This window comes from Sphaerisporangium dianthi (assembly GCF_042654065.1).
In the GTDB taxonomy this organism is placed as follows: domain Bacteria; phylum Actinomycetota; class Actinomycetes; order Streptosporangiales; family Streptosporangiaceae; genus Sphaerisporangium; species Sphaerisporangium dianthi.
In genome coordinates this window covers 513,396-534,907 of sequence record NZ_JBHSFP010000002.1, presented here as the reverse complement: position 1 = coordinate 534,907, position 21,512 = coordinate 513,396, and the positions used below count along the sequence as shown (strand labels likewise).

17 protein-coding genes and 2 pseudogenes are annotated in these 21,512 nt (G+C 66.7%); 9 read left to right on the top strand and 10 right to left on the bottom strand.

The window, feature by feature from the left end; all coding sequences use genetic code 11:
• Positions 1 to 33: 33 nt before the first annotated feature.
• Positions 34 to 738 carry an NPCBM/NEW2 domain-containing protein gene (locus ACFO60_RS05415; protein WP_380837726.1) on the bottom strand — a complete coding sequence of 235 codons (705 nt, stop codon included), beginning with the start codon at positions 736 to 738 and terminating at the stop codon, positions 34 to 36.
• Positions 739 to 1,269: 531 nt separating this feature from the next.
• On the opposite strand from ACFO60_RS05415, the pseudogene ACFO60_RS05410 reads away from it, so the two are divergent.
• A pseudogene (locus tag ACFO60_RS05410) lies at positions 1,270 to 2,665 on the top strand (IS481 family transposase); the annotation flags it as partial.
• Positions 2,666 to 3,616: 951 nt separating this feature from the next.
• Here ACFO60_RS05410 and ACFO60_RS05405 read toward each other — a convergent pair.
• Positions 3,617 to 4,042: a type II toxin-antitoxin system VapC family toxin gene (locus tag ACFO60_RS05405; RefSeq protein WP_380837723.1), complete on the bottom strand. Its 426-nt coding sequence runs from the start codon at positions 4,040 to 4,042 to the stop codon at positions 3,617 to 3,619.
• Complete coding sequence (locus ACFO60_RS05400) at positions 4,039 to 4,281, bottom strand: hypothetical protein (protein ID WP_380837720.1); 243 nt, start codon at positions 4,279 to 4,281, stop codon at positions 4,039 to 4,041. The genes ACFO60_RS05405 and ACFO60_RS05400 overlap by 4 nt, the downstream gene beginning before the upstream one ends.
• A gap of 463 nt (positions 4,282 to 4,744) precedes the next feature.
• On the opposite strand from ACFO60_RS05400, the gene ACFO60_RS05395 reads away from it, so the two are divergent.
• Complete coding sequence (locus ACFO60_RS05395) at positions 4,745 to 5,209, top strand: hypothetical protein (protein ID WP_380837717.1); 465 nt, start codon at positions 4,745 to 4,747, stop codon at positions 5,207 to 5,209.
• A 345-nt stretch (positions 5,210 to 5,554) separates the two neighbouring features.
• Here the strand turns inward: ACFO60_RS05395 and ACFO60_RS05390 are convergent, their stop codons facing one another.
• Positions 5,555 to 5,989, bottom strand: coding sequence for an HIT family protein (locus ACFO60_RS05390; RefSeq protein ID WP_380838087.1), 435 nt, complete (start codon positions 5,987 to 5,989; stop codon positions 5,555 to 5,557).
• Positions 5,990 to 6,316: 327 nt separating this feature from the next.
• Complete coding sequence (locus ACFO60_RS05385; RefSeq protein ID WP_380837714.1) at positions 6,317 to 8,467, bottom strand: SpoIIE family protein phosphatase; 2,151 nt, start codon at positions 8,465 to 8,467, stop codon at positions 6,317 to 6,319.
• Between the two features lie 548 nt (positions 8,468 to 9,015).
• On the opposite strand from ACFO60_RS05385, the gene ACFO60_RS05380 reads away from it, so the two are divergent.
• The gene (locus ACFO60_RS05380; RefSeq protein WP_380837712.1) at positions 9,016 to 9,426 is read left to right on the top strand and encodes a VOC family protein; all 411 of its coding nucleotides are present in this window, start codon (positions 9,016 to 9,018) and stop codon (positions 9,424 to 9,426) included.
• 750 nt (positions 9,427 to 10,176) lie between these two features.
• Here the strand turns inward: ACFO60_RS05380 and ACFO60_RS05375 are convergent.
• Positions 10,177 to 10,800, bottom strand: coding sequence for a DinB family protein (locus ACFO60_RS05375; RefSeq protein ID WP_380837709.1), 624 nt, complete (start codon positions 10,798 to 10,800; stop codon positions 10,177 to 10,179).
• Positions 10,801 to 11,067: 267 nt separating this feature from the next.
• Between ACFO60_RS05375 and ACFO60_RS05370 the strand changes: the two genes are divergently transcribed.
• The 5 genes from ACFO60_RS05370 to ACFO60_RS05350 all read left to right on the top strand — a co-directional run bounded on the left by ACFO60_RS05370 (position 11,068) and on the right by ACFO60_RS05350 (position 16,157).
• Positions 11,068 to 11,292 carry a hypothetical protein gene (locus ACFO60_RS05370; RefSeq protein ID WP_380837706.1) on the top strand — a complete coding sequence of 75 codons (225 nt, stop codon included), beginning with the start codon at positions 11,068 to 11,070 and terminating at the stop codon, positions 11,290 to 11,292.
• Positions 11,293 to 11,621: 329 nt separating this feature from the next.
• Complete coding sequence (locus ACFO60_RS05365) at positions 11,622 to 12,929, top strand: glycosyltransferase 87 family protein (protein ID WP_380837703.1); 1,308 nt, start codon at positions 11,622 to 11,624, stop codon at positions 12,927 to 12,929.
• 76 nt (positions 12,930 to 13,005) lie between these two features.
• Positions 13,006 to 14,121 (top strand): sensor histidine kinase, encoded by a 1,116-nt coding sequence (locus tag ACFO60_RS05360; RefSeq protein ID WP_380837701.1) that lies wholly within the window; start codon positions 13,006 to 13,008, stop codon positions 14,119 to 14,121.
• 5 nt (positions 14,122 to 14,126) lie between these two features.
• The gene (locus ACFO60_RS05355; protein ID WP_380837698.1) at positions 14,127 to 14,813 is read left to right on the top strand and encodes a response regulator; all 687 of its coding nucleotides are present in this window, start codon (positions 14,127 to 14,129) and stop codon (positions 14,811 to 14,813) included.
• 36 nt (positions 14,814 to 14,849) lie between these two features.
• Positions 14,850 to 16,157, top strand: a complete 1,308-nt coding sequence (locus tag ACFO60_RS05350; protein ID WP_380837695.1) for a nitrilase-related carbon-nitrogen hydrolase — start codon at positions 14,850 to 14,852, stop codon at positions 16,155 to 16,157.
• A gap of 54 nt (positions 16,158 to 16,211) precedes the next feature.
• On the opposite strand, the gene ACFO60_RS05345 is transcribed toward ACFO60_RS05350, so the two are convergent.
• On the bottom strand, positions 16,212 to 16,733 hold the full coding sequence (locus ACFO60_RS05345) for a GbsR/MarR family transcriptional regulator (protein ID WP_380837692.1): 522 nt from the start codon (positions 16,731 to 16,733) through the stop codon (positions 16,212 to 16,214).
• A gap of 86 nt (positions 16,734 to 16,819) precedes the next feature.
• Between ACFO60_RS05345 and ACFO60_RS05340 the strand changes: the two genes are divergently transcribed.
• Positions 16,820 to 17,635, top strand: coding sequence for a class I SAM-dependent methyltransferase (locus ACFO60_RS05340; protein WP_380837690.1), 816 nt, complete (start codon positions 16,820 to 16,822; stop codon positions 17,633 to 17,635).
• A 158-nt stretch (positions 17,636 to 17,793) separates the two neighbouring features.
• Here the strand turns inward: ACFO60_RS05340 and ACFO60_RS05335 are convergent.
• The 3 genes and pseudogenes from ACFO60_RS05335 to ACFO60_RS05325 all read right to left on the bottom strand — a co-directional run.
• Positions 17,794 to 18,045, bottom strand: a pseudogene (locus tag ACFO60_RS05335) (transposase); the annotation flags it as partial.
• Between the two features lie 1,304 nt (positions 18,046 to 19,349).
• Positions 19,350 to 20,576 carry an SGNH/GDSL hydrolase family protein gene (locus tag ACFO60_RS05330; protein WP_380837688.1) on the bottom strand — a complete coding sequence of 409 codons (1,227 nt, stop codon included), beginning with the start codon at positions 20,574 to 20,576 and terminating at the stop codon, positions 19,350 to 19,352.
• Positions 20,577 to 20,814: 238 nt separating this feature from the next.
• Complete coding sequence (locus ACFO60_RS05325) at positions 20,815 to 21,369, bottom strand: GNAT family N-acetyltransferase (protein WP_380837685.1); 555 nt, start codon at positions 21,367 to 21,369, stop codon at positions 20,815 to 20,817.
• Between the last annotated feature and the right edge of the window lie 143 nt (positions 21,370 to 21,512).

Here is a 21,512-nt window from a genome sequence, read left to right as displayed (position 1 = left end):
GAAGATGGGCGCCGCGGTTACACGGATTGCAATTCAGGGATAGATCTTGGGACTTATCCAAACTGCTCTAACGCTTTTACAGTCCTTACTTTCGACGCCAAGGGTAAGCCGTAGCGCTTTTCCTTTATTTCCAGTAAGGGGAACCGCGATGTGCATCGGCTCTTGACCGAAGCGAACATTGAAATTCCTAACAGCTTTATCAACGTCAATGCTAAACTCTACCTGCGTCTCCATTTCTGAACCATCATCTCCTATAGCGACGAGCGCTTCAAATTTACTGTATTTTCCGTCAAGGGCATAAGTTTGTTTTATCGCCCCCTGACACCATTGATGCTGTTGTGCGCTTAAGGAATCTAGCCAAGCTTTTCCATTGACACTTTGTTGGGCCCATTCAAATTTTTCCCATTGTCCAACGCGCCGAACTTGAGAAAGCAGTTTTCCTCCTCCTGTAATGTTGCCGTTTGTCGCACTGCTGCTCCCAGGAGAAGGCGCTGGTAGAGCAGGTGTATCTATGGTTATTGTTTCGGTGACAGTTGTGGCGGGCGTGGGCGAGGTTCCCGGTCCTACATATTGTAAATAGCCAGTTCCTAAGGCTCCTATGAGGCCTATGAGAGCGACTGCAATGCTGGCTACAGCAGTGATCACTGCGACTTTAACTGTAGAGTCGCCGGGCGCTTGGCCTTGAGGTGCACCTTGAGGTTCATCATTGGATGCAGTCTCGGATGATCGAGAAGTCACCTATAGAACTGTACACCGAACGCGCTTTTAGGTCAGGAAGATGTGCTTCTTAGCCCCGTTTTGAGTAGAAATGTCAAGATAAGGTGCTTTAGCTGGCGATCAAGCATTGAGCGAGGGCTGGCTTCAGCCTCATGAGTCACTTAGAGATAAAATGTCTGTTTAAGGTCCCATGTGAGGGGTTTGATGCTTCTTGTCCATACTGGTTTTTGATGCAGCTTCTTAGGTTCGTAGGTTCGATTGGTTAACAAAAGCCTGTGCTGGCCGGGGCGATCGCCGCTTACGCCAACCGTAAGAGCGGGCCAGGCATGCTGAGGTCGATATATGGCCGATACGAGATATGCTCGGGATGATCTTAGATGGTGCAAGTCGAGGAAAGATGCTCCTGCCCTGATGGAGCCATGTTTCCGCTATGATCGTAGTCCTCTTGAGAACCTGTCGATGTGAGGGCTCGGGACATGCTTACCGTTCGTTCTCAAGACAGGCTTGACCGATCGCGGCATGCTGTTTACCCAGGGTGACTGTGGTGGCGGTATGTCTCGGGTGGCGATCGTGGATCAGCAGGCGCTGGTGGAGTACCGGTATCGAGCGGTGCGTGAGGTGCTGGGAGGTTCCCCGATCGGGGAGGTCGCGGCCCGGTACGGAACCTCGCGGCAGTCGCTGCACACCTGGCGTAAGCGATTCGAGGACGAGGGCATGCCAGGGCTGGCCGACCGGTCGCGGCGCCCCAGGACCAGCCCGAACCGGGTGCCCGCCGAGGTCGAGGCGTTGGTGTGCGAGTTGCGGCGCCGGCATCCTCGATGGGGCGCTCGTCGCATCGTTTATGAGCTGGAGCTGCGGGGTGTGGATCCGGTTCCCGGTAAGGCGACGGTGCATCGGATGCTGGTCCGTAACGGGTTGGTGCGGTCTCAGCAGCAAGAGCACAAGCGCAAGTACCGCAGATGGCAGCGTGAGGCCCCCATGCAGCTGTGGCAGCTCGACCTGGTCGGCGGGGTCCCGCTGGCTGATGGCCGCGAGTGCAAGATGGTGACCGGGATCGACGATCATTCACGGTTCGTGGTGATCGCCGCCGTGGTCGCTGTGCCGTCGGGGCGGGCGGGGTGCTCGGCGTTCACTGCGGCGATGCGCCGTTACGGGGTGCCGTTCGAGGTGCTCACCGACAATGGTAAACAGTTCACCGGCCGGCACACGCGGCCGCAGCCGGTGGAGGTGCTGTTCGAGCGCATCTGCCGCCTGAACGGTATCAATCAGCGCCTGACCAAGCCCCGTTCGCCCACCACGACCGGAAAGATCGAGCGGTTCCACAAGACCCTCCGCCGCGAACTGCTGGACCATGTGGCACCGTTCGAGTCGCTGACCGCCGCTCAGGACGCCATCCAGGCGTGGGTGCACGCCTACAACCACCAACGGCCCCACCAGGCGCTGAACATGGCCACCCCGGCCGGCGTGTTCCGCCCGCACACCCCCGCCAACCAGGACGAGCGAGCGACCGCGACCGACGATGAGACCCTCGACGAGGTGGCGGAATCGCTGCGAATCGAGGTGATCGAACCGCCGATGGACCGGCCGCAGGAGTCGGCGGTGACGTTCAAGGTCCGCGTCCCGCCCAGCGCAGAGGTCACCTTGGCGCCGGGACGGCAGCGGTTCTCGGTCCCCCGGGGACTGGCCGGGCGGACGTTGACAGTGTGGGCTGATCTGCGCAGCCTGCACATCCTGCTCGACGGGCACCTGGTCCGCACGATCGTCTCCCGCTTGTTGCCCGAGGACCTGGCCTACCTGGTGATGCGCTACGGAGCTCGCCCCGCCGGGCCGGCGCCCGGTGCGGCGGCGTTGCCGTATCAACGGCAACACCCAACTGGCCGCGGGCGAAGCTTTAGAAGTCGATCGGAAGGTCCAGCGCGACGGACACGTCACCATCGCCGGGATCAAACGCCAGATCGCCTTCGCCCTGGCCGGGCAGAGCGTCACCATCCGGCTGGATGGCCATCTGATGCACGCCATCGCCGAGGGCGCCCTGGTGGGAACCTGGCCCTGCCCCATCACCGCCGAGCGGGCCGCCCGCTTGCCCGGCGCCCGCACGGCCTCGACTCCGCTGCCACCACTGCCACTCCCCGCCGGATCCATCCGGGTCCAGCGGCGAGTGCACGCCAGCGGCCGGTTCATGGTGAACAAGCAGTTCATCAAGCTCGGCCCCCGGCACGCCGGCAAGCTCGTCACCATCATCGTTGAGGACACCTGCTACCGGGTCTTACACGGTGAGGAAGAACTCGCGATCAGACCCCGCCGTGACACCAGTCCCGTCACCCGCCTCTACGTCCGAGGCAAAGGCACCCACCCCGGCTGAGGTCAAGCATCTCCTGAGACCACACATCGAGAGAACCGCTATGCCTCCGGCGGGGCACTCCGGCTCCGGGATGATCGACCTTGCACCACGAAGACCGTAGGTGGTTGAGGTGGAAGCCGGATCTTCCCGTCTGCCACGTCCCAGGCAAGCCCAACATCTCGACTCCTCCGGATCAAGGCCGTCTGTGATCGTTGGCGTCCCATGGTCGAAGAACGTCTACCGGCCGATGCACACGCGAAGCCGGCCTTGCCCCTCCGTCCCCGAGCTGTTGCCCCTGCGGGGTGGGACGAGGCACACGGGAAGATCCGGCGGGGGAAGCGTGCGCGTCCGCGCATGATCCGAAGCTTGATCGCGTGCCAGATGCGTGCCAGAACAGACGGGGAACCACGGTCACACAGGGGGACTCACGGGGACTCGCGCCGCTCTGACCTGCACCCCCGTTTTCCCAGCTCAGGGCAGCAAGGTCAGTAGATGATTCCCAAGCTGACAGCGCGGGTTCGATTCCCGTCACCCGCTCCACCCTCTTGCTCCACAAGGTCAGCGGAGCACCCCCGGCAACAACGTGAACGCTGACACGTGTCGAGGTCGGATCAACGTGAAATCGCGTCGATCCAGTGTCGCGATCTGAGCAACGTTCAGGCGCTCGGCGATGGCAACTACAGACACGTCAGCTGGGTCGAGCCGAGCATCTTGGTAGGTACGAACAAGTTCTGCCATTCGTCGCACGTCGGTCGGCACGAGATCGACCAATTCGAACTCCTCAGCCGCCAGATCAAGGAACCGCGCATGCACACGAGATCCCATGTGCCTGTTAACGGTCCACCCGGCCTCGATCAAGATGGTCGAAGGCAGGAGGAGCGGTCCCTCCAACTCTTCAAGGAGACGCACGCATGAGGCGTGGTGCCTGTCATCTCGATCGACAACAGCGATCAAGGGGCCTGTGTCCAGGAGCGTTGCGGTCACGTTGACTGATTGAACCGCTCCGCCAGCAGATCTTCGACCCGTTCCGACAGATCTCCCTCACCGGAGGCACCGATCCCCGCGATCGACAACCTCCTGCGACGAGCCGGCTCAGAAGGTTCCTCCGCCACCTCAGCCAAGTCTGGATCTGTCTTCACCAAACGCAGGAGACGACGCGCCTGATCCAGCGACAGCCGGTCCACCAGGTGGTGAAGCTCCTCATGCGCATGCTCGGCGCTCATAGCGACGAGTCTACGCAAGCGACTTCGCTTGCGTCAGTGACACGCCTCGTGATCGGCCTTGAGTGGCGGCCCCATCCGAGGCTTCGAGATTCGTCGGCGTGAACGTGGGCAGCTCATGAGCTGATCACCGGGCCATCCGCGGGCCATTAGCCAGGGTGACGAGGGGTCAACCACGGTCACTCACGACCGGCCCGACACCATGGCCTGCCGCCCGACGAGGCGTGATCGATGTACTCCCCAAGCTGACAGCGCGGTTCGATTCCCATCGCCCGCTCCACGTACCGAGGCCCAAGTCAGGGATACGTTCCCGACCCGGGCCTTGATTCTTTCTAAGCCGCCCGATGGCCAGGCGTGCGGCGTGGGCACCGGTCCACGTCGGCGGCGCCCCGGGCCGTAGTCGCACCGCCAACCCGCCGTACCCAAACAACTCGCCGACCACCGGCACGCCGCCCATAATTCGACCGTGAGACTGCGAATCGACCCGGACCGCGACATCCAAACGGGCACCTGCGACTGCTGCCAGACGCCGTTTGAACGCATCACTGGCTTCATCAACAACGACGACGGCGCCTACGCGATCTACTACGCGTCGTGCTACCACCACGACGGTATCCATGAAGCATGGATCGATGTGATCATCGACGACGCTTGGCACCCCGATGAACCTGTCAGCCGTCCCAGCCCCAATCGCGTCACCTTCGGATGCCGCGTCGGCCCAGTGGAAGGCCGGCTCGCCCCCGCCTGCTCCCTGGTAGCCGGCGCCGAGGTCGCACCGGATACGCCCTTCTACGGACGGAAACTGACCCGCGATGAAGCCCTGACACACCCCTGGATTTCCGACTACTGGGAAACCATCGACCACATCCTGGAGAACGACACCACGGTCAAACAGCATCTCTACGGCACCGCCGCCAAGGGCGAGGCATAGAAACAAGCCTCCGGCGGGGTGCTCCGGCTCCGGGATGGGGACAGCGCATCGCCGCCTGCTCGTAGGTAGCCGAGGTGGAATCCTGATCATCCCGCCCGCCATCGACCCCGGACAAGCAGCCGAGCGGATCAGGGCCAGGGGTTCAGGGTCGTTCGTCCGGTGGGGCGCTCCACCTTGCCCCCCTGGCCCTGTCCCGCTTCCCCTTCGGGCGGGTCGGAGGATGAATCCGGACCCGGGCCTTGATCATTTATATCGCCTTCTCGTTCTTCCGTGCTCGTTACGTGCCCAGATCCGTTTGATCCTCGTCCTTGCGCATGATTTCCTCGGCGAGCCAATCGCGGATTATCACCTGGTGAGCGCCTTGCGGAGTTGTGCAGCCTGCTGCGCTCGTACTTCGAAGGGGATCTCAAGCTTGGCAGGGTCCGCGAGGATAAATCCGTCATCGGGAGAACGGGGAATCGCATGGACGTGCAGATGAGACAGCGTCTGGCCTGGGATGTTGTCATTCTGCAGGACCATGCTCCCCGGTGCTCCGAACGCCTCCCGAACGGCGGCGGTCACTTGAGCAACCACATCGAACAGCTCCGCTAGAAGAGCGCGCGGGGCGCTATGAAGACTCGTCACATGCGAAGTCGGAAGCACGAGACAGTGACCAAGGTTTTTGGCTCGCTGCCAAGGGACGGGCAGAACGAACACGTTGGTGGTGCGGTAGGCGACGAGCGCGCCGTCCACGTCACCAGCGCCGATGAGACAGAAGGGGCATGAGTTCATCCGCTGAATTCTCTGCCACTTCCGACTAACGCGTCTACGTGGACTTTTGGCGGGTTGGCTTCACGGCCATAACCGGCGGGTCAAACCGTGCCCCTCGCGTGCCCGTTAGCAGAGGGAACGAGGAGGACTCACGGGGAATCGCCACGGAGCAGACATCTACGCGTAGAACTCCCTCCCGGGTGCTACACCGTTCGCGCCGCCTGCAAGGCAAGAAGTGATAGGACGCCAGGTCAGAAGCTGCTTCGCGCGTTCCTTGATCTTACTTGGCTTCGTTCGGCCTCGGCCCCCAGTCATCAAGAGAGTCCATCTCGTCCGAGAGGCCTTTTCGCGTTGTCGTCAGCAAGGGAGGGATTGCTCGGTCCAGATGCATTTGCCGTCATGGAGGTAGCGGGCGCCCCAGCGCCGGGAGAGGGCGGCTACCAACTGCAGGCCCCGGCCGCCTTCGTCGGTGTAGGAGGCGTGGCGGATGCGCGGGGTGCTGAGGCTGCCGTCGTAGACCTCGCAGATCAGTGAGCGGCTGCGCAGCAGGCGCAGGCGTATGGGGCCCCTGGCGTGCCGGACCACGTTGCTGACGAGCTCGCTGACCAGAAGTTCGGTGGTGATCGTCAGATCGTCCAGTCCCCAGATGGCCAATTGTCTACGGGCATATTTGCGGGCCTGTCCGGCTGCTCTGGGATTGTCGGGGAGGCTGCAGGTGGCGACATCGTCGGCGGCGGTACCGCGGATGTGGGCGATGAACAGGGCGGCGTCATCGTCGGTCTGTTCACGGGCGGGCAGCAGCGCCGAGACGACCACGTCGCAGAGATCCTCCAGGCGCCCGACGTCGTCTCCCTGGCCTCCTGACCAGAGGTGGGGAATGCGAGGCACGGCCTGGGCCAGGGTCCGGCGGAGCTGGGCCAGTCCCTTGTCGACGTCGCGGGTGGCGGATTCGACCAGGCCGTCGGTGCAGAGCACCAGCAGGCTCTGCTCAGGCAGATGCACTTCGTGGATCTCGAAGGGCGGTTCCGCGGCGCCCAGCGGCGGGTCGGCGGCCAGGTGGGGGCACAGCACGGTGCCGTCGGGGTGGACGATGACCGGTGGGGGGTGGCCGGCCAGGCAGAACGTACAGGTCCGGGTGGTGGGATCGAAGACGGCGTACAGGCAGGTGGCGTAGAAGTCGTCACCGAGGTCGCTGACCAGGTCGTTGAGGTGGCCGATCAGTTCGTCGGGCGGCAGGTCGAGGTCGGCGAGGGTGCGTACAGCGGTGCGCAGGCGACCCATGGTGGCCGCTTCGGTGATGCCGTGTCCCATGACGTCGCCGATCACCATGGCGACCCGGTCGCCGGACAGCGGGATCAGGTCGTACCAGTCGCCGCCCACCTCCTCGCCCCGGCCCGCGGGCAGGTATCGCGCGGCGGCGCAGGCGACGGGGAGACAGGGAAGCTCCCGGGGAAGCAAGCCGCGCTGCAGTTCCTGTGCACGCGCGTGTTCCACGTCGTACAACCGGGCCCGTTCCAGCGCCTGGCCGACCAGACCGCTCAACGCCGTCAGCAGGGTGCGCTCCTCGTCGCTGAAGACACGCTCCTGGGTGAACGACACCACACACGAGCCGACGGACCGCCCGGAGGCGATCATGGGCAGGAAAGCCCAGGCGTTCCTCGGTGACGCCTCCGCCACGTGCCTCATCGTTGGATAGCGCCGGCCATACTCCGCGAGCGATCCGATGAACCGGGGAGTACCGGTCCCCAGCACATCGGTCACCGGGGCGGTTTCGGTGACCGGGAGCCGGTCGACAAGATTGAGGAATTCCTGGGGATACCCGGTGGCGCCGACCACATCCAGTCGGCCGCCTTCGATCAGCCAGACCACGAGCCCGTCGGCACGGAACGGAGGCAGGACATGGTCCGCGACGGCCTGCACGACGTCCCGGGTGGTGACGGCCTCGGCGAGCGCCACGGTCAGCTCGCCCATCCGGACCGTCCGCTCGGACCCGGCCGCCGAAGTAAGGCCCGGCAACGTGCCGGGCAAGTCTTCCAGGCGCGCCGCGGCCCATGCCGCTACCGCACCGAGAAAGGACCGCTGCTCGTCATCCGGCTCGGCGGACCCTGCCGTGAGCACGGACAACACTCCGACCGGCCCATCGGCACCCGGGAGGGGCAATGCCGCCGTGCCGGCTGCCCCAATCCCCAAGCTGTCCCCGCTCACCCAGACGTAGCCACCGTGCCGCACGGCGCCTGTGGGCGCCACGTCCTGCACGGTGCGAAGAACCGCCCACGCCTCGGTGGTCTCCGGGAGAAGCCCGCTGGCCGCCGCCAGGCGCAGGCAACCGGTGGCGGAGTCGCACCTGTGCACGAGTGCGCCCAAGCCGCCCAGACCCGTCGTCGCCTGCTGGAGAGCCAGCATCAGCGTCTGCGCGCTCCACTGCCCTTCGTCCGAGGTCCCCACAACGCCGAGCTGCTCCGCCTGCGACTGCTCGGGGTGGCCCTCGGACCTAACTTTCCGGGCCACCACCTCACCTCCCGGCATAAGCGCGACAATGGGGCAAGTCACCACTTATGTACGTCCACACTAGCTTTCACCGCCATACGTGGCACTTCTGGGGTCCGCGACACTCTGCCGCTTCGTGTGCACCCCCCTGGCAACACGATCCGGTGAACCAGGCCGCGTTCATCGCCACCCAGAGGACCGAGCATGCCCACCGCGAGGACGCGGGCGCACGAGCAAGATCCTAAAAGTGCAGATGATCAATCACGGCACCTCACGGTGAGAACCGGGTGATCCGTCACCGTGTCCCCCGACGAGCGTCGATTCCACCGACGTCGGCACGATCGCCGTCCTCGCGCGGGCCTGGCGCCGAGCCGGTGCCCTGAGGGCCGGCCATCCCAGGAATCACTATCGGCCGAAGAGTGTGAGGGTTCGGCGGTGTCGCGGGACAATCAGCGGCATGATCGCTCTCCGGGTTGGCAGTGCTCCAGGTCGGCTGAGTGCGGCCGGCGGGGGTCGAGGCGCTCAGGCACAGCCCCGAGGCTTTCTGGATCTTGTGACAAGATCGCGGGATGCTGCGACTCACTGATTTCATCATCGACTGCCCGGACACGATGAAGCTGGCGGCCTTCTACTCCGAGGTGACGGGCCGCCCGATCAAGGAAGGCAGCGACGAGGACTGGGCCGGCATCAAGTTCGGCGAGATCGAGCTGGCCTTCATCCGGGTGGACGACTACCGCGCTCCGCAGTGGCCCGACAGCGAGCACCCCAAGCAGTTCCACCTCGACTTCGAAGTGGACGAGATCGAGTCCGAGCAGCGCCGCGTCCTCGATCTCGGCGCGACACTGAAACAGGACTTCATCGGCCCCGAGGGCTACGGCTGGCGGGTCTACACCGACCCGATCGGCCACCCCTTCTGCCTGTGCCGCAACAAGGGCGTCATCTGGACCGACCAGGGCCCGATCTGGCCCAAGCACGACTAGAGCCATGGGTCAGCCACCACACCCATACAGGTCACGATCGCGCTGTGGCTGATCACCGAACCGGTTGACGGCGATCCGAAGGGCCGGGCTCATTCGTCGGCCCGGCCCAGAGGAGTGTCCCGGTTGAGGCCACCGAGTCAAGGGATTGGCAGCAACAAGGAGAGCGTGCGCTTCCCACGGGCTTCACACGAGTCAGGAACCGGGCGCGTCAACGATGAGATCCTCAGGCGGTGGGAGCGGGGCCGGCTCATCGTCGACGGAGTAGACCTCAAGACACGAGAGATGGCCAAGGCCAGCCGGTCCGACCGGTTGACCTACGGCGTGACGGTGACCCGTCGGACTCGACTGGCGTGAAGGGCAGCCCCGCCATCGGCGCCCGGGGAACCGGATGCACCGGAGCAATGATCTTCACCGTCACCGTCTTCCGAACCGGCTTGAGCGTCGGATCCGCGTTCGGGCTGTCTAGGGGACGAACGTGCTGAGTCCGATGTGTCAGTGGACGGTGTGCCCGGTGCCTCGCGATGAGACGCCGGCTTCGGAGCCTGCGCGATGAGAACCGCCGTAGCGAAGGCCGCTTTCCTGACGACGGGATCCTGATCGTCGAGGCAGGCGGCGACGCCGGAGAACATTTGAGCATGGTCGGCGTACCGGGGTGCGCCGACCCGCTCCTGATTTCGAGGCCGGCCCAGTCGGTTTCCTCCAGGATCTTGCGTGGTCAGGACGTTCGGTGATCATGCCGTCTCGCGGCGCTCACTGGCCGACGCGGCCGTCGATGCGCTCGCGCAGGAGGTCGGCGTGGCCGCAGTGCCGCGCGTACTCGACGATCTGCGCCACCAGCATGTCGCGAAGCTGCAAGTCCGCCCCGTCGGGACCGAGGTCGGAGACGCCGGCGTTCCGGGTGCCGAGGTCGGCGACTCCGGCCACGAACCGGTCGGTGAGCTCTACCTCGGCCCGCCACTGCCGCCAGGCGTCCTCCGCGACCGCCGGGTCGGCGGTCGCGCCGTTCCAGTCTCCGTCACGGTCCTCGTCGGTGCAGTACAGCTTCGGCGCGTCCTCGCCGGCCATGACCCGGCGAAGATGTCTCTCCCCCTCGGTCAGGTGCCGCACCAGGCCGAGCAGGGACATCGTGGACGGCGGTACGGATCGTCGGGCAAGCTGCTCGGCATCCAGGCCCGCGCATTTCATTTCCATCGTCAGGCGGTAGTGGCGCAGATAGTCGAGCAGTACGCCGCGTTCGTCGACGGCCTCGACGCCGGTTTCCCGCGGATCGTCGTCCGGATCGACCCACATATCGCGGAACACCGTTGCCGTCGTCCACCGCGTCAAAACGGGTTCACTCGCATCCGAGGTAGTCATCATCGCATCGTCGGCCATGAGGCCTCCGGGACGCCACCGAATATTCAGCGGCGGTCACTCGGCCCCGCATCCCGTAATCGCCGAAGTCCGGGTACCAGCGGTTGATCATCGGTCGCACGGCACGAGCCATCATCCGACAAGGCCCTGCGCGTGCCCCTGACCCCATGCCTGCGCATCAGCGCCCATACATCAATGCGGCCGATACGAGGCCGAGCCCACAGTGCACGGTAAAGGCGTAGTCGACGGGCATACCAGCCTCTGGCTACTCTGGGGAAGGAGGACGACATGACCGACGCAAGCGACCAGGCGAACCCCGGCACGGACGACCCCGACGGGCAGCGCTGGAGCCGGCGGACCTTCAGTCCCGAGGTGGTCGAGCGAGCCCGCGAGAAGACCCGCCGCGGGGAGGCGGAGCGCCGTCGGCGATTGTTCGGCGACCGGCAGCCGTTCGCGGTTCACGAGGACATCATCGACTTCGACTTCGACCCGAACGTCGACCCCGGGGCCTGACACAGGCTGCGGTCGGCGTGATGCGCCAGGTGGCGGAGTTGGCAGAACGCGGCGGGGTGCGGCTTGATGAGAAAGCACCTCGAGCCGGGTGATGTGATCACAATGCACGAGATGCGCCCCCTGCCGAATCCGCGCGGATCATCGGGATCATGTCGTCTTTGGGTCGTTTCTCCTTAGTCGCAGGAAGGCACGACAAGCTCTGGACAAGCCGGCGTGGCTAGCGTGTACCGCAGCCAAGCCGGGGAGTCGCCATGCCTTCTTCAGTGTCAGCCGGTCCGCGAATTCGTTTGGGCAGAAGAGGTGGCGGCTCTTTCCAAATAGCATGCGGCGTGCTGATCGCGTTGACTTGCGCGCTGACGGCCTTCGCCTTCAACGCGATCTACGCGAAGGGCTGGATTGATCTGGAGGTTTACCGGGAAGGCGGGGCGGCGGTACTTCGGCACACCTCTGTCTACGACTTGACCGTAGGTGAAAGATGGCTGAAGTTCACCTATTCACCGTTCGCGGCGATACTGTTCACGCCTCTCGCCCTGGTTGGGATGGAGATCGCCGCCGGCCTCTGGGTGCTGGTCTCCATTCTCGCCCTTGAGGTGGTGATATGGATTCTCATCGGCCGTACCACGACGAAGCACCGTGGTCGCCGGGCGACTCACACGTTGCTGGTCGTCATCGCGACGCTTCCCCTGTACCCGGTGATGCTCACGCTATGGAACGGGCAAATAGGTATTATTCTGCTGCTGGTGATAGTCGTAGACCTGACGCACGGCAAGGAGAAGTGGCGTGGCATAGGAACGGGCATTGCGGCCGGCATCAAGCTCACCCCTCTGATATTCATCCTCTATCTTCTCATCACGCGTCGCTTCCGGGCCGCCCTGACGGCCGGCCTCGGTTTTCTCGGCACAGCGATCGTCGGATTTGTGCTACTGCCGGCCGATTCACATGATTACTGGGGCGGCGCATTTCTCGACACGCACCGGGTGGTCGCCGGGCAGGGCGCCGATTTTTTCAATCAATCGCTACGCGGCATGCTCATGATCATGCCTGGCTCTTGGCCCACCGTGCCTCTCTGGCTCGCCCTGTGCGCGATAGTCGGTGCGGGTGGGCTTCTGGTCGCCGCATGGACCGCGAAGAAGGCGGGCGAGCTCGCCGGAATCACCGCCTGCGCCATCGTGGGGCTGCTCGTCTCACCCGTTTCCTGGCCGCACCACTGGGTCTGGTGCATACCGCTCTTGGTGCTCTGGGCACAGCGCGCTCAGCGCGTAGACGCTACGCTTGAGAAGGTGGGCGTGGGACTGTTGTGGCTCATCTTTCTCCTGCCTGGATACATCACCCTGGCGACACTTCTGATGTATCCGGCCCACGCCGGAACGTGGCTGATGTCACTGACCGGCAGTTATGTGCTCAGCGGACTGTCGACGTTGCTGGTTCTTGCGGTCTGTTCCGGCCGGAGCGATCGGTGGCAAAGAAGGCGCAGGTCAGGCGGCGACCATCGCTTGTCCGTCGTTCCGGGATGGCTACCGGAATGGCGATCCTATGCGGCAGAAGCGAGCGGCCGCCCCGTGGCAGCACCTGATCGTCACCGCGCACCACCCGGACCCGGAAAGCGCGGATTCGGCGCGTGGCCGGATGGTCCATAAGGGGCGGGCCGCATGGCCGGAATGATCACTCTTGGGAGTGAGGTCCAGCGGACGGGCGACTCTGGATAATGGGCGGATGTTCGCAGCGGGCCGGACCGACAGAGCGGTCGATGGCGCGCTTGCGGTGGGCGTCGTCCTGGCCACGGTGACGCCGCTTCTCCTGCCCGATCCCAATCCCTGGTGGATCATCGGACTGGGGCTGCTGGCGTCGGCGCCGGTGGGGTGGCGCAGGCGGGCGCCGATGGTGGTGGCGGTGGTGGTCGGGGCGGCGATGTCGGTGCTGGTGACGTGGGAGAAGCCGTTGCTGCCCTTCGGGCCGCTGCTGGCCGTCTACACGATCGCCGACCTGAGTCCCACGTGGAAGCGGCTGGCGGCGATTCCGGCGATCGTGGCGGCCGTGGGCACCTCGCTGGTGCTGCCGGGCGAGAACGGCGAGACCTTCCGGCTGGTGGGGACCGCCTTCGTGGCCGCCTACGCGCTGGGCACCAGTGTCAGGGCGAGCCGCTCGCGAGCCGCCGAGTTGACCGAGCGGGCACGACGGCAGGAGCAGGAGCACATCGCGGCGGCGGCCGAGGAACGCACCCGGATCGCGCGCGACATGCATGACATCATCACCCATTCCGTCGGGCTGATGGTGGTCCAGGCCGAGGCCGGGCCGGTGGTGGTGCGCAGCGACCCGGACAAGGCCGAGGTGGTCTTCGATGCGATCGCCGACACAGGAAGGGGTGCGCTGGCCGAGCTCCGGGGGGTGCTCACCGCGCTGCGGACCCCGGGCGAAGCCGGCGGACCGGTGTGCGGCCATGCCGGCGAGCGCCCGGGCCGGTCACTGTGTCAGCCACGCCTTGCCAACCTCCCCGCGCTGCTCGATCGCAGCGGTCTCGACGTGGTGAGCACGACCGCCGGTACCCCGCGCCCGGTCGCCGAGAGCGTCGAGGCCGCCGTCTACCGCATCGTTCAGGAGGCGCTCACCAACGTGCGCAAGCACGCCGGTACGCGTGCCGTCCGCCTCGCTCTGACCTGGGGGGAGCGCCTGACGGTGGAGATCGCCGACGATGGGCGAGGTCCGGGTGAGGGCGGCGGGTACGGGCTGGCCGGGATGCGAGAACGGGCGGCGGCATGCGGAGGGACGCTCAGGGCCGAGGCGAGGCGAAGCGGGGGATTCATGGTGACAGCTGAATTTCCGCTTGAATAGCCCGCATGTTGCGGGTGCTCATCGCCGATGACCAAGACCTCTTCCGCGCGGGGTTCGGGCTGATCCTCGGGGCGCAGCCGGACATGGAGGTGGTCGGTGAGGCCGCCGACGGCGATGAGGCGATCGCCGCGGCCAGGCGGCTTCAGCCGGACGTGGTCCTGATGGACGTGCGCATGCCGGGGAAGAACGGCATCGAGGCGACCAGGGAGATCTGCGCCACCACCGCCGCCAAGGTGCTCGTGCTGACCATGTTCGACCTCGACGAGTACGTCTACGACGCGGTCCGGGCGGGAGCGAGCGGCTTCCTGCTGAAGGACATCCGGCGCGACGAACTGGCTCACGCCGTGCGTACCGTCGCCGCAGGTGAGGCCCTGCTGGCCCCGGCGGCGACCAGGAGGCTGCTCGAGGACCTGGTGCGCAGACCCGCCCACGGCGTCGCCCCCCGGCTGACGGCCAGGCTGGACGCGCTGACCGGACGCGAGCGCGAGACGCTGAGGCTGGTCGCGCACGGCCTGTCGAACGCGGAGATCGCCGCCGCGCTCGTGGTCACCGAGCACACGGTCAAGACGCACGTCAGCCGCATGCTCACCAAACTGGACCTGCGGGACCGGGTCCAGGCCGTGGTGCTCGCCTACGAGTCCGGGCTGGTGGTCGCCGGCGGGAGTGACAACGGAGATCACCCTCGCGAGTGACGCGCCCGCGAGGTGGTGAAAAGCACGATCATCGGCATGGAACGCATCCTCCTCATCCTCGCCTCCGCCGTCCTGACGCACTTCGGCACCGGCCTCCACCCCGTCTGGTGGCTCACCTGGCTCGCGCCGCTACCTGTCCTGCTCCTGGCTCGCCAGGCGGGCAGGGGCACGGCTTTCGTCGGCGGGACGCTCGTCTGGCTCGCCGGCCAGGCGCAGATGTGGCCGTACTTCACCGGACCCCTGGAAATGCCACCCGCGCCGGCCGCCGCCCTCATCGCCGGCCCCGCGCTCTGCTACGGCTTGGGCGTGCTGCTCTTCCGCACCCTGCTCGTGCGCGGCAGACCGCTCCTGGCGGCGGTCAGCGTACCGGCCGTCTGGGTCACCGCCGAGTACGTCATGAACGTCGCTGGACCGCACGGGGCCTGGTGGAGCCTGGCGTACACGCAGGCCGACTTCCTGCCCGTGCTGCAGACCGCCTCGGTCACCGGGGTATGGGGCATCACCTTTCTCCTGCTGTTCGTGCCCGCCTCCGTCGCGGTCCTGCGGCCACGCGCGGCGGCGGTCTCGGGTGTGCTGGTCGCGCTCACGCTCGGCCATGGTCTCGTACGGCTCGCGGCGCCCGCCGACTCCGGAGGGCGGAAGGTCGCACTGGTCGCGACGGACAACTCCGCGGATCTCGTCCGCCGGTACGGCGAGGCCGTGGACACCGCGGTGGCCCACGGCGCGGAGATCGTGGTGCTGCCCGAGAAGGTCTTCAAGACCGCCGACCTGCCGTTCGCCCGCCCGGGCGCGGAGGTGGTCGCGGGGATCGCCATGGAGACCAACAGCGCGGTGAGCCTCCCCTCCGGCGTGCGCTACGACAAGCACCACATGATCCCCGGAGTGGAGCGCGGATTCCGGCCCGGCACCGGCTTGGCCTTCCTCGACGGCGGCCGGCTCGGCCTCATCATCTGCAAGGACCTGGACTTCCCCGGTCTGGTCAGGGAGTACGGCAAGGCCGGCGCCGCCGCCCTGCTCGCGCCGGCCTGGGACTTCGACGAGGACGCGTGGCTGCACAGCCGCATGGCGGTGGTGCGCGGCGTGGAGAACGGCCTGGCGGTGGCCCGTGCCGCACGCGAGGGATGGCTGACGGTCAGCGACGACCGCGGCCGGATCCTGACCGAGCGCTACAGCGACCTGACGGGCATGACCACGGTCACGGCCACCCTGCCCCGGGAGGGCTCGTCCACCCTCTACACCACCCTCGGAGACTGGGCGGCATGGGCCTCGGCAGGGTTGCTGCTGCTCGCGCTCGGTGCGGCGGCCCGTACGAGATCCTCCGGCTCGGTGAGCGAGCCTGCGTGACCCGCACCCGTTCCCGGGCCGCCGAGGTGCGCACCGGCTGCTGGAGGCCGGCGGCTAACTCGGCGAGATGCCGCCGGCCTCGCGTTCGGCCGCCTGGCCGGCCTCGCGTTCGGCCGCCTGGAGTCGCCGCCACTTCTCCATCGACAGCTTGATCTCCTCCCGGAGGAACTCGAAGAACCGGCGAGTCTCGTCCAGCCGCCGTCCGGCAGGGGAGTCGAGCCCCAACAGCGCGACGCCCTCGCCGACGCCGACCTGCACCCGGACCAACGTCGGGTCGGACTGGCCGACGAAGTGACTCCAGGTGTGCTCGTGGATCCGGCAGAAGTCGTGCCGCGTGCCGGGCTCGCGGCCGCGTTCGACCAGCCGGACCTGCACGAGGTACTTGACCGCCCCCGAGATCGCCGACGCGCCGACCTCCAGTCGCTCGGCGAGCTCGGCGGCCGACAGCTTGCCGGAGTCGGTGACCAGCAGCGCGGCGTACACGCGCGCGGCCATCCGGGGCATGCCGGATTCGACCATGATCTGCGCGAACCGTTCCCGGAAGACAGCGATGGCGCCCTCGTCCGCTCGCGTCACGAAGCTCCCTTCCTTGGCGTGGCCTCAACAGTTTAGACCATTCATGGACTTCACAAAATTCGTGAAGTACGGCTAACGTCACTGCCATGAAGGACACCGAACTCGTCGGCGTGCAGAAGACCCTCAGCCCCGTGCTCAGGGCCAAGGCGCTGGACAACCGACTGCCGCACCCGATCCTCGGCGACGAGTACGCCGAGCGGGCGATGCGCCGCCTCGACCCCGACTACGACAAGCGCAGGTTCGGCACCAGCCAGATGGGCCTCGTCGCGGTGGTGCGCGCCAAGGCCCACGATGACTGGGCCCGAAGCTTCCTCGCCGGCCACCCCGACGCGGTGGTGCTGCACCTGGGCTGCGGCCTCGACACCCGGGTGTACCGGATCGACCCGCCCGCCACCGTCGACTGGTACGACCTCGACTACCCGTCCGTCATCGAACTGCGGCGACGTTTCCTGCCGCCGCGCGAGCACTACACCCTGATCGACTCCAGCGTCACCGACCTGACCTGGCTGGAACGCGTCCCCCGCGGCCGCCCGGTGCTGATGATCGCCGAGGGACTGGTGCCCTACCTGACCGAGACCGACGCCCGGCGGCTGCTGACCGGCGTCGTCGACGCCTTCCCCACCGGCCAACTACAGTTCGACACAGTGGCGGTCTGGGCGTGGCGCACCTCGAAATGGGACCCTACGCTGCGCAGATACGGCACCCAGTTCCACTGCGGCTTCAACGACCCGGCCGCGCTGGCCGAGTGGCACCCGCGGCTCGAATACGTCGACGAGGCGCCGCTGTCCGACTCACCGGTGCTGATGGCCAAGGCGCCCGCGAACATACGCCGCGTCTACCGCCTGCTGAACCTGCTGCCGGGCATGAGACGGGCCACCCGCATCGTCCGGTTCCGGTTCTGACGCGCCGACGTCAGCGCCGCGACCGCTCGCCGCGTTGCCCGGCACCGTCGTTCCCCCTGACTCGATAGTGGATCGCTCAAGGGCGAGGCGTTCCCGGTGCTCGAAGTCCTCGAACCGGCGGACCACCGCCACCGGCCAGGTCCTCACCCCCGCCATGTGTTGGTCGCGCGCAGGTGCACCCAGGACTCGGCCGGGGGATCGTAGCGGACGAGCAGATCATCGAGATGGTCGACCACTTTGGCGACGGCCTTGGGGTACTTGGCGCCGTAGGCGGTCTCGAAGTCACTGACCGCGAGCAGGGTGTGGTTCCTGTCCTCGGCGTTCCAGATCGCGGCCAGGGCCTTCCTCGCGCCGGGCCGGGCCCGCTTCGGCAGCGCCCCGAGCACGTTCGCGAACCTGGGGAACCAGCAACCCGTCGAGCAGTAACCGGCCTCCAGGAAACCTCGTTCCGAGGGCTCCCCAAGGTCCAGTTCGATGTCGATGTGGCTCGGGAGCGCGTCGAAGTTCGCGTTCGGCACGATGAACTCCCTGCCCGTGTACTTCTGCAGCACCGACTGCTTGACGGCGGGCTTGCAGACGAACGGATTGGCGTAGGTGTTGTAGCCGAGCCCGACGCCGGTGTTGAGGAACCCCACGTCCTGACACTGGTACAGCACAGCGCGCATCGCGGCGGCGTCGCGGGGCCCCTTGTAGCCCGAGGCGAAGTTCTGAAAACACGACTTCGACTCGCCGGTGTCGTAAGGAGAGGGTCCGGCGGCGGCCAGCGCATCGAGGAAGGAGGCGTCGCAGCCGATGTCCGCCGACGGTTCCTTCCCCCTGAGCAGGGCGGTCCTGCTGCAGCCGGTCACGGTCTGGAATGCTCCGACGACGTCCTCGTGCGGGCCGAGCCGGGAGTAGGCGACGACAAGGTCGGTCTGGGCCGAGAGCGGATACGCCGCGGACGTGCCGAACTCCTCGTCGAGCAGGCGGAACCAGGTCTCAAAGCCGGGCACCCGGGCCTGCACGCCGGCCGGGAGGGTGTAGACGGCGAGATTCATCGGGATGGACCAGTCATTGAGGCCCGGAAACCCGATGTACGACAGGATTCCGATGCCGACTTTCGGCGGAGTGGCACCGTAGATCTTGTGCAGCGCCAGGTAACGCTCAAGGTTGGTGCTGGAGCCCGCCCACGCGTACCAGAAGCCGCTGGGATACAGCGAAGTGCTGCCGCGGGTGTGCGCGGTCCCGAACAGATTGGGCGAGACGCACCGGACCTCCCGCTGTTCCCAAGCGGTTCTGTACGCGAGCGGTGTGGAGATGCACTCGGCCTCGGCCCGCGCCGCCGCGTGGGAGCCTGACAGCGCCACGCCGGGCACGGCGAGCGCGAGGACGCCGGCCAGGATGACGGAAATCAGCCTTCGGCCGGCTCGCGAATGTCGGGGGCCCATGCGGTGCTCCTTGAGGCCGGCAGCGGTGCCGAGGCGGATCGAACCGGTTGGCTCGCCGGGATCAATCTCCAGGACAGGAGCGACGACCGGGTCGAGACGTGGCTGCTGATTGCCCCACCCGGACGGAGCCGAGATCGAGACCATGCACGGCAGGGAAGATCCACAAAGCGCGTTTGACACTTTCTGGGACGCTGCTGGCCGACTCCGCGACGCCCTCGTCGGGGTGCGCGACGCGACAGCGCGCGCCCCGGGGGCGGGGCGCGCGCTGTGGTGCACGGAGGCAGATGTCAGGAGATGGTGAGGGTGCCGTTCGCGTTGCGGGCGCACGTGACGACCGTGCGGGGCGCGGCGGTGAGGGCCCCCGACAGGCACTGGCCGAGGACGGCGTGGCCCGCGGCGTTGGGGTGCCACGACTCCTGGCAGGTCTGGAAGTAGGTGACGCAGGTGTTCGCCAGCCGCTGGATGCCGATCTTGTCCCAGCCGGACAGGCTGGTGATGAACGTGCCGGACGGCCCGTCCTGCACCCGGAGCGGCGTGGCGAGCGTTCCGGCCGGGCTGCCGGGGTTCTCGCAGAGCCGGGCCCCGTCGAAGGCCCTCTGGACGTCCAGCACGCGCAGGTCGGCGCTCGGACGCTCGGCCGCCAGGGTGGTGTAGGCGTTCTTGACCAGGGAGCCGAGGTTCTGGGAGAACACGTGCCCGGGGGCGAGGCTCGCGCGGTGGATCGGGCAGCCGGCGGCGTACCGCTCGGCGCCGAGGGCGCGGAACTTGTCGCGGGTGTCGGTGCGGTCGTCCTCGTCGCGGTACTGCGGGGCGACGTCGAGCGGCAGCGGGTTGGTGTAGGTCTGCAGGACCACCTGGTGGACGCCGTCGGCGTCGACCTGGGCGAGGGTGTCGAGCACCTGGCGCAGGGCGGCGGTGGTCTCGCTGGTGGCGGCGGCGACCTCGGCGTCGGTGGCCAGGTCGGAGACGGCGCAGGGCTCCTGCGGCACCTCGCCGTTCAGGTACGCCCAGAACTCCCACCAGCCCGTCCAGGCGTCGGCGATGAAGCGGTTGGCGCAGAGCGTGGCCACGTCGCCGAAGGTGAACTGGGCGTTGTTGGAGCCGAGGCCGATGAGGACGACGTCGATGTCGTGGGTCTGGGCGACGGCGCGCAGCTGGTCGAGTTGCGAGGCGACGTCGCGGCCGTGGGGGCGGGCGCCGGAGGGGTTGGCGATGTCGGCGGGCTGGCCGCCGGAGCACGCGAGGTTGAAGCGGTCCTGGATGCCCGGGAGCGACCCCTTGAACAACGAGGCGTTCGCCGAACGGTGGCAGAAGTAGGCGTTGCCGTTGGCGGCCGACCAGCCGGGGAAGGCCTGTGCCGTCCCGGAGGCGTCGACGACGGGCTGGTAGTCGCCCGCGCCCTCCCCACTGATGAAGCTGTCGCCGAGCGCGACGGCGGCGGTGGGCAGGGCCGCATGCGCCGCTCCGCCCTGGATGACCTGGATGCCGACCACGCCCATCAGAAGCGCGGCCATGGCGGCAGCGTGCCGGAGAACCCTCACAACTCCCCATTTTCCACTAAACACGTAGGAAATACCGGTTATTCTGATCACAGCATGCCTCGCCCACGGCGTCAAGATCTCCGTAAGGCTCGGCCGCTTCACCTAAGAGATCGCGAATCGCCCTGATCGTCAAGCATGTGTTCGCCCGCCCAGGACGGGCGCCCGGCGGCGCCTCACCCTTCCACCGGATCGAGCCCGGTGAGGGGCCGTGTCAGGAGTTCCACTCCCGCTGGAGCATCCCGTAGACCAGTTCGTCGCTCCACTCGCCCTTGAACATCTCGTTCTCCACGAGGTGGGCCTCGCGCCGCATGCCGAGCCGCTCCATGAGCCTGGCCGAGGGGGTGTTGCGAGCGTCGCAGCGGCCGTAGAGGCGGTGCAGGCCGAGACCGTCGAAGCCGAGGCGCAGGATCTCCCGGGACGCCTCGGTGGCGAGACCGCGCCCGTGGCAGGCCGGATGGAACACGAAGCCGATCTCGCCCTGGCGGTGCTCGGCGCTCCGCCAGAACAGGGAAAGGTCGCCGATCAGCGCACCGGTCTCGCGGAGCTCGACGGCGACGGCGAGGACGTCACCACCCTCGCGCAGCTCCGCCTGTCCGATCTTCGTCGCCAGCGCCTCGCCGGTCTCGTCGCGCGTGCGCGCGTCCCAGTAGAGGTAGCGGGCGACGTCGGGGAGCGAGTGGAAGGAGTACAGGTCGTCCAGGTCGTCCATGGTGAAGGGACGGAGCAGCAGCCGGGGAGTCGCGATGGGATACGAGGGCTTCAGCACCCGGTCACCCTATTCGCGCCCTGACCTGCGCGCCTCTGGTTATTTCCGCCGCGACCGCGAGGGAAGGCCACTTCCGTCAGGCGGAAGACAATTTGGGTGACTTCATTCTGCCATTGCAGGATTGACCGTTTGGATAGCCTGGG

Bases quoted from the DNA above. Each gene is read 5' to 3' on its own strand.
- ACFO60_RS05400 (WP_380837720.1), bottom strand. From the start codon at position 4,281: ATGAGCGCCGAGCATGCGCATGAGGAGCTTCACCACCTGGTGGACCGG.
- ACFO60_RS05350 (WP_380837695.1), top strand. From the start codon at position 14,850: ATGGAACGCATCCTCCTCATCCTCGCCTCCGCCGTCCTGACGCACTTC.
- ACFO60_RS05375 (WP_380837709.1), bottom strand. From the start codon at position 10,800: ATGGCCGACGATGCGATGATGACTACCTCGGATGCGAGTGAACCCGTT.
- ACFO60_RS05330 (WP_380837688.1), bottom strand. From the start codon at position 20,576: ATGGCCGCGCTTCTGATGGGCGTGGTCGGCATCCAGGTCATCCAGGGC.
- ACFO60_RS05340 (WP_380837690.1), top strand. From the start codon at position 16,820: ATGAAGGACACCGAACTCGTCGGCGTGCAGAAGACCCTCAGCCCCGTG.
- ACFO60_RS05380 (WP_380837712.1), top strand. From the start codon at position 9,016: ATGCTGCGACTCACTGATTTCATCATCGACTGCCCGGACACGATGAAG.
- ACFO60_RS05360 (WP_380837701.1), top strand. From the start codon at position 13,006: ATGTTCGCAGCGGGCCGGACCGACAGAGCGGTCGATGGCGCGCTTGCG.
- ACFO60_RS05355 (WP_380837698.1), top strand. From the start codon at position 14,127: ATGTTGCGGGTGCTCATCGCCGATGACCAAGACCTCTTCCGCGCGGGG.
- ACFO60_RS05370 (WP_380837706.1), top strand. From the start codon at position 11,068: ATGACCGACGCAAGCGACCAGGCGAACCCCGGCACGGACGACCCCGAC.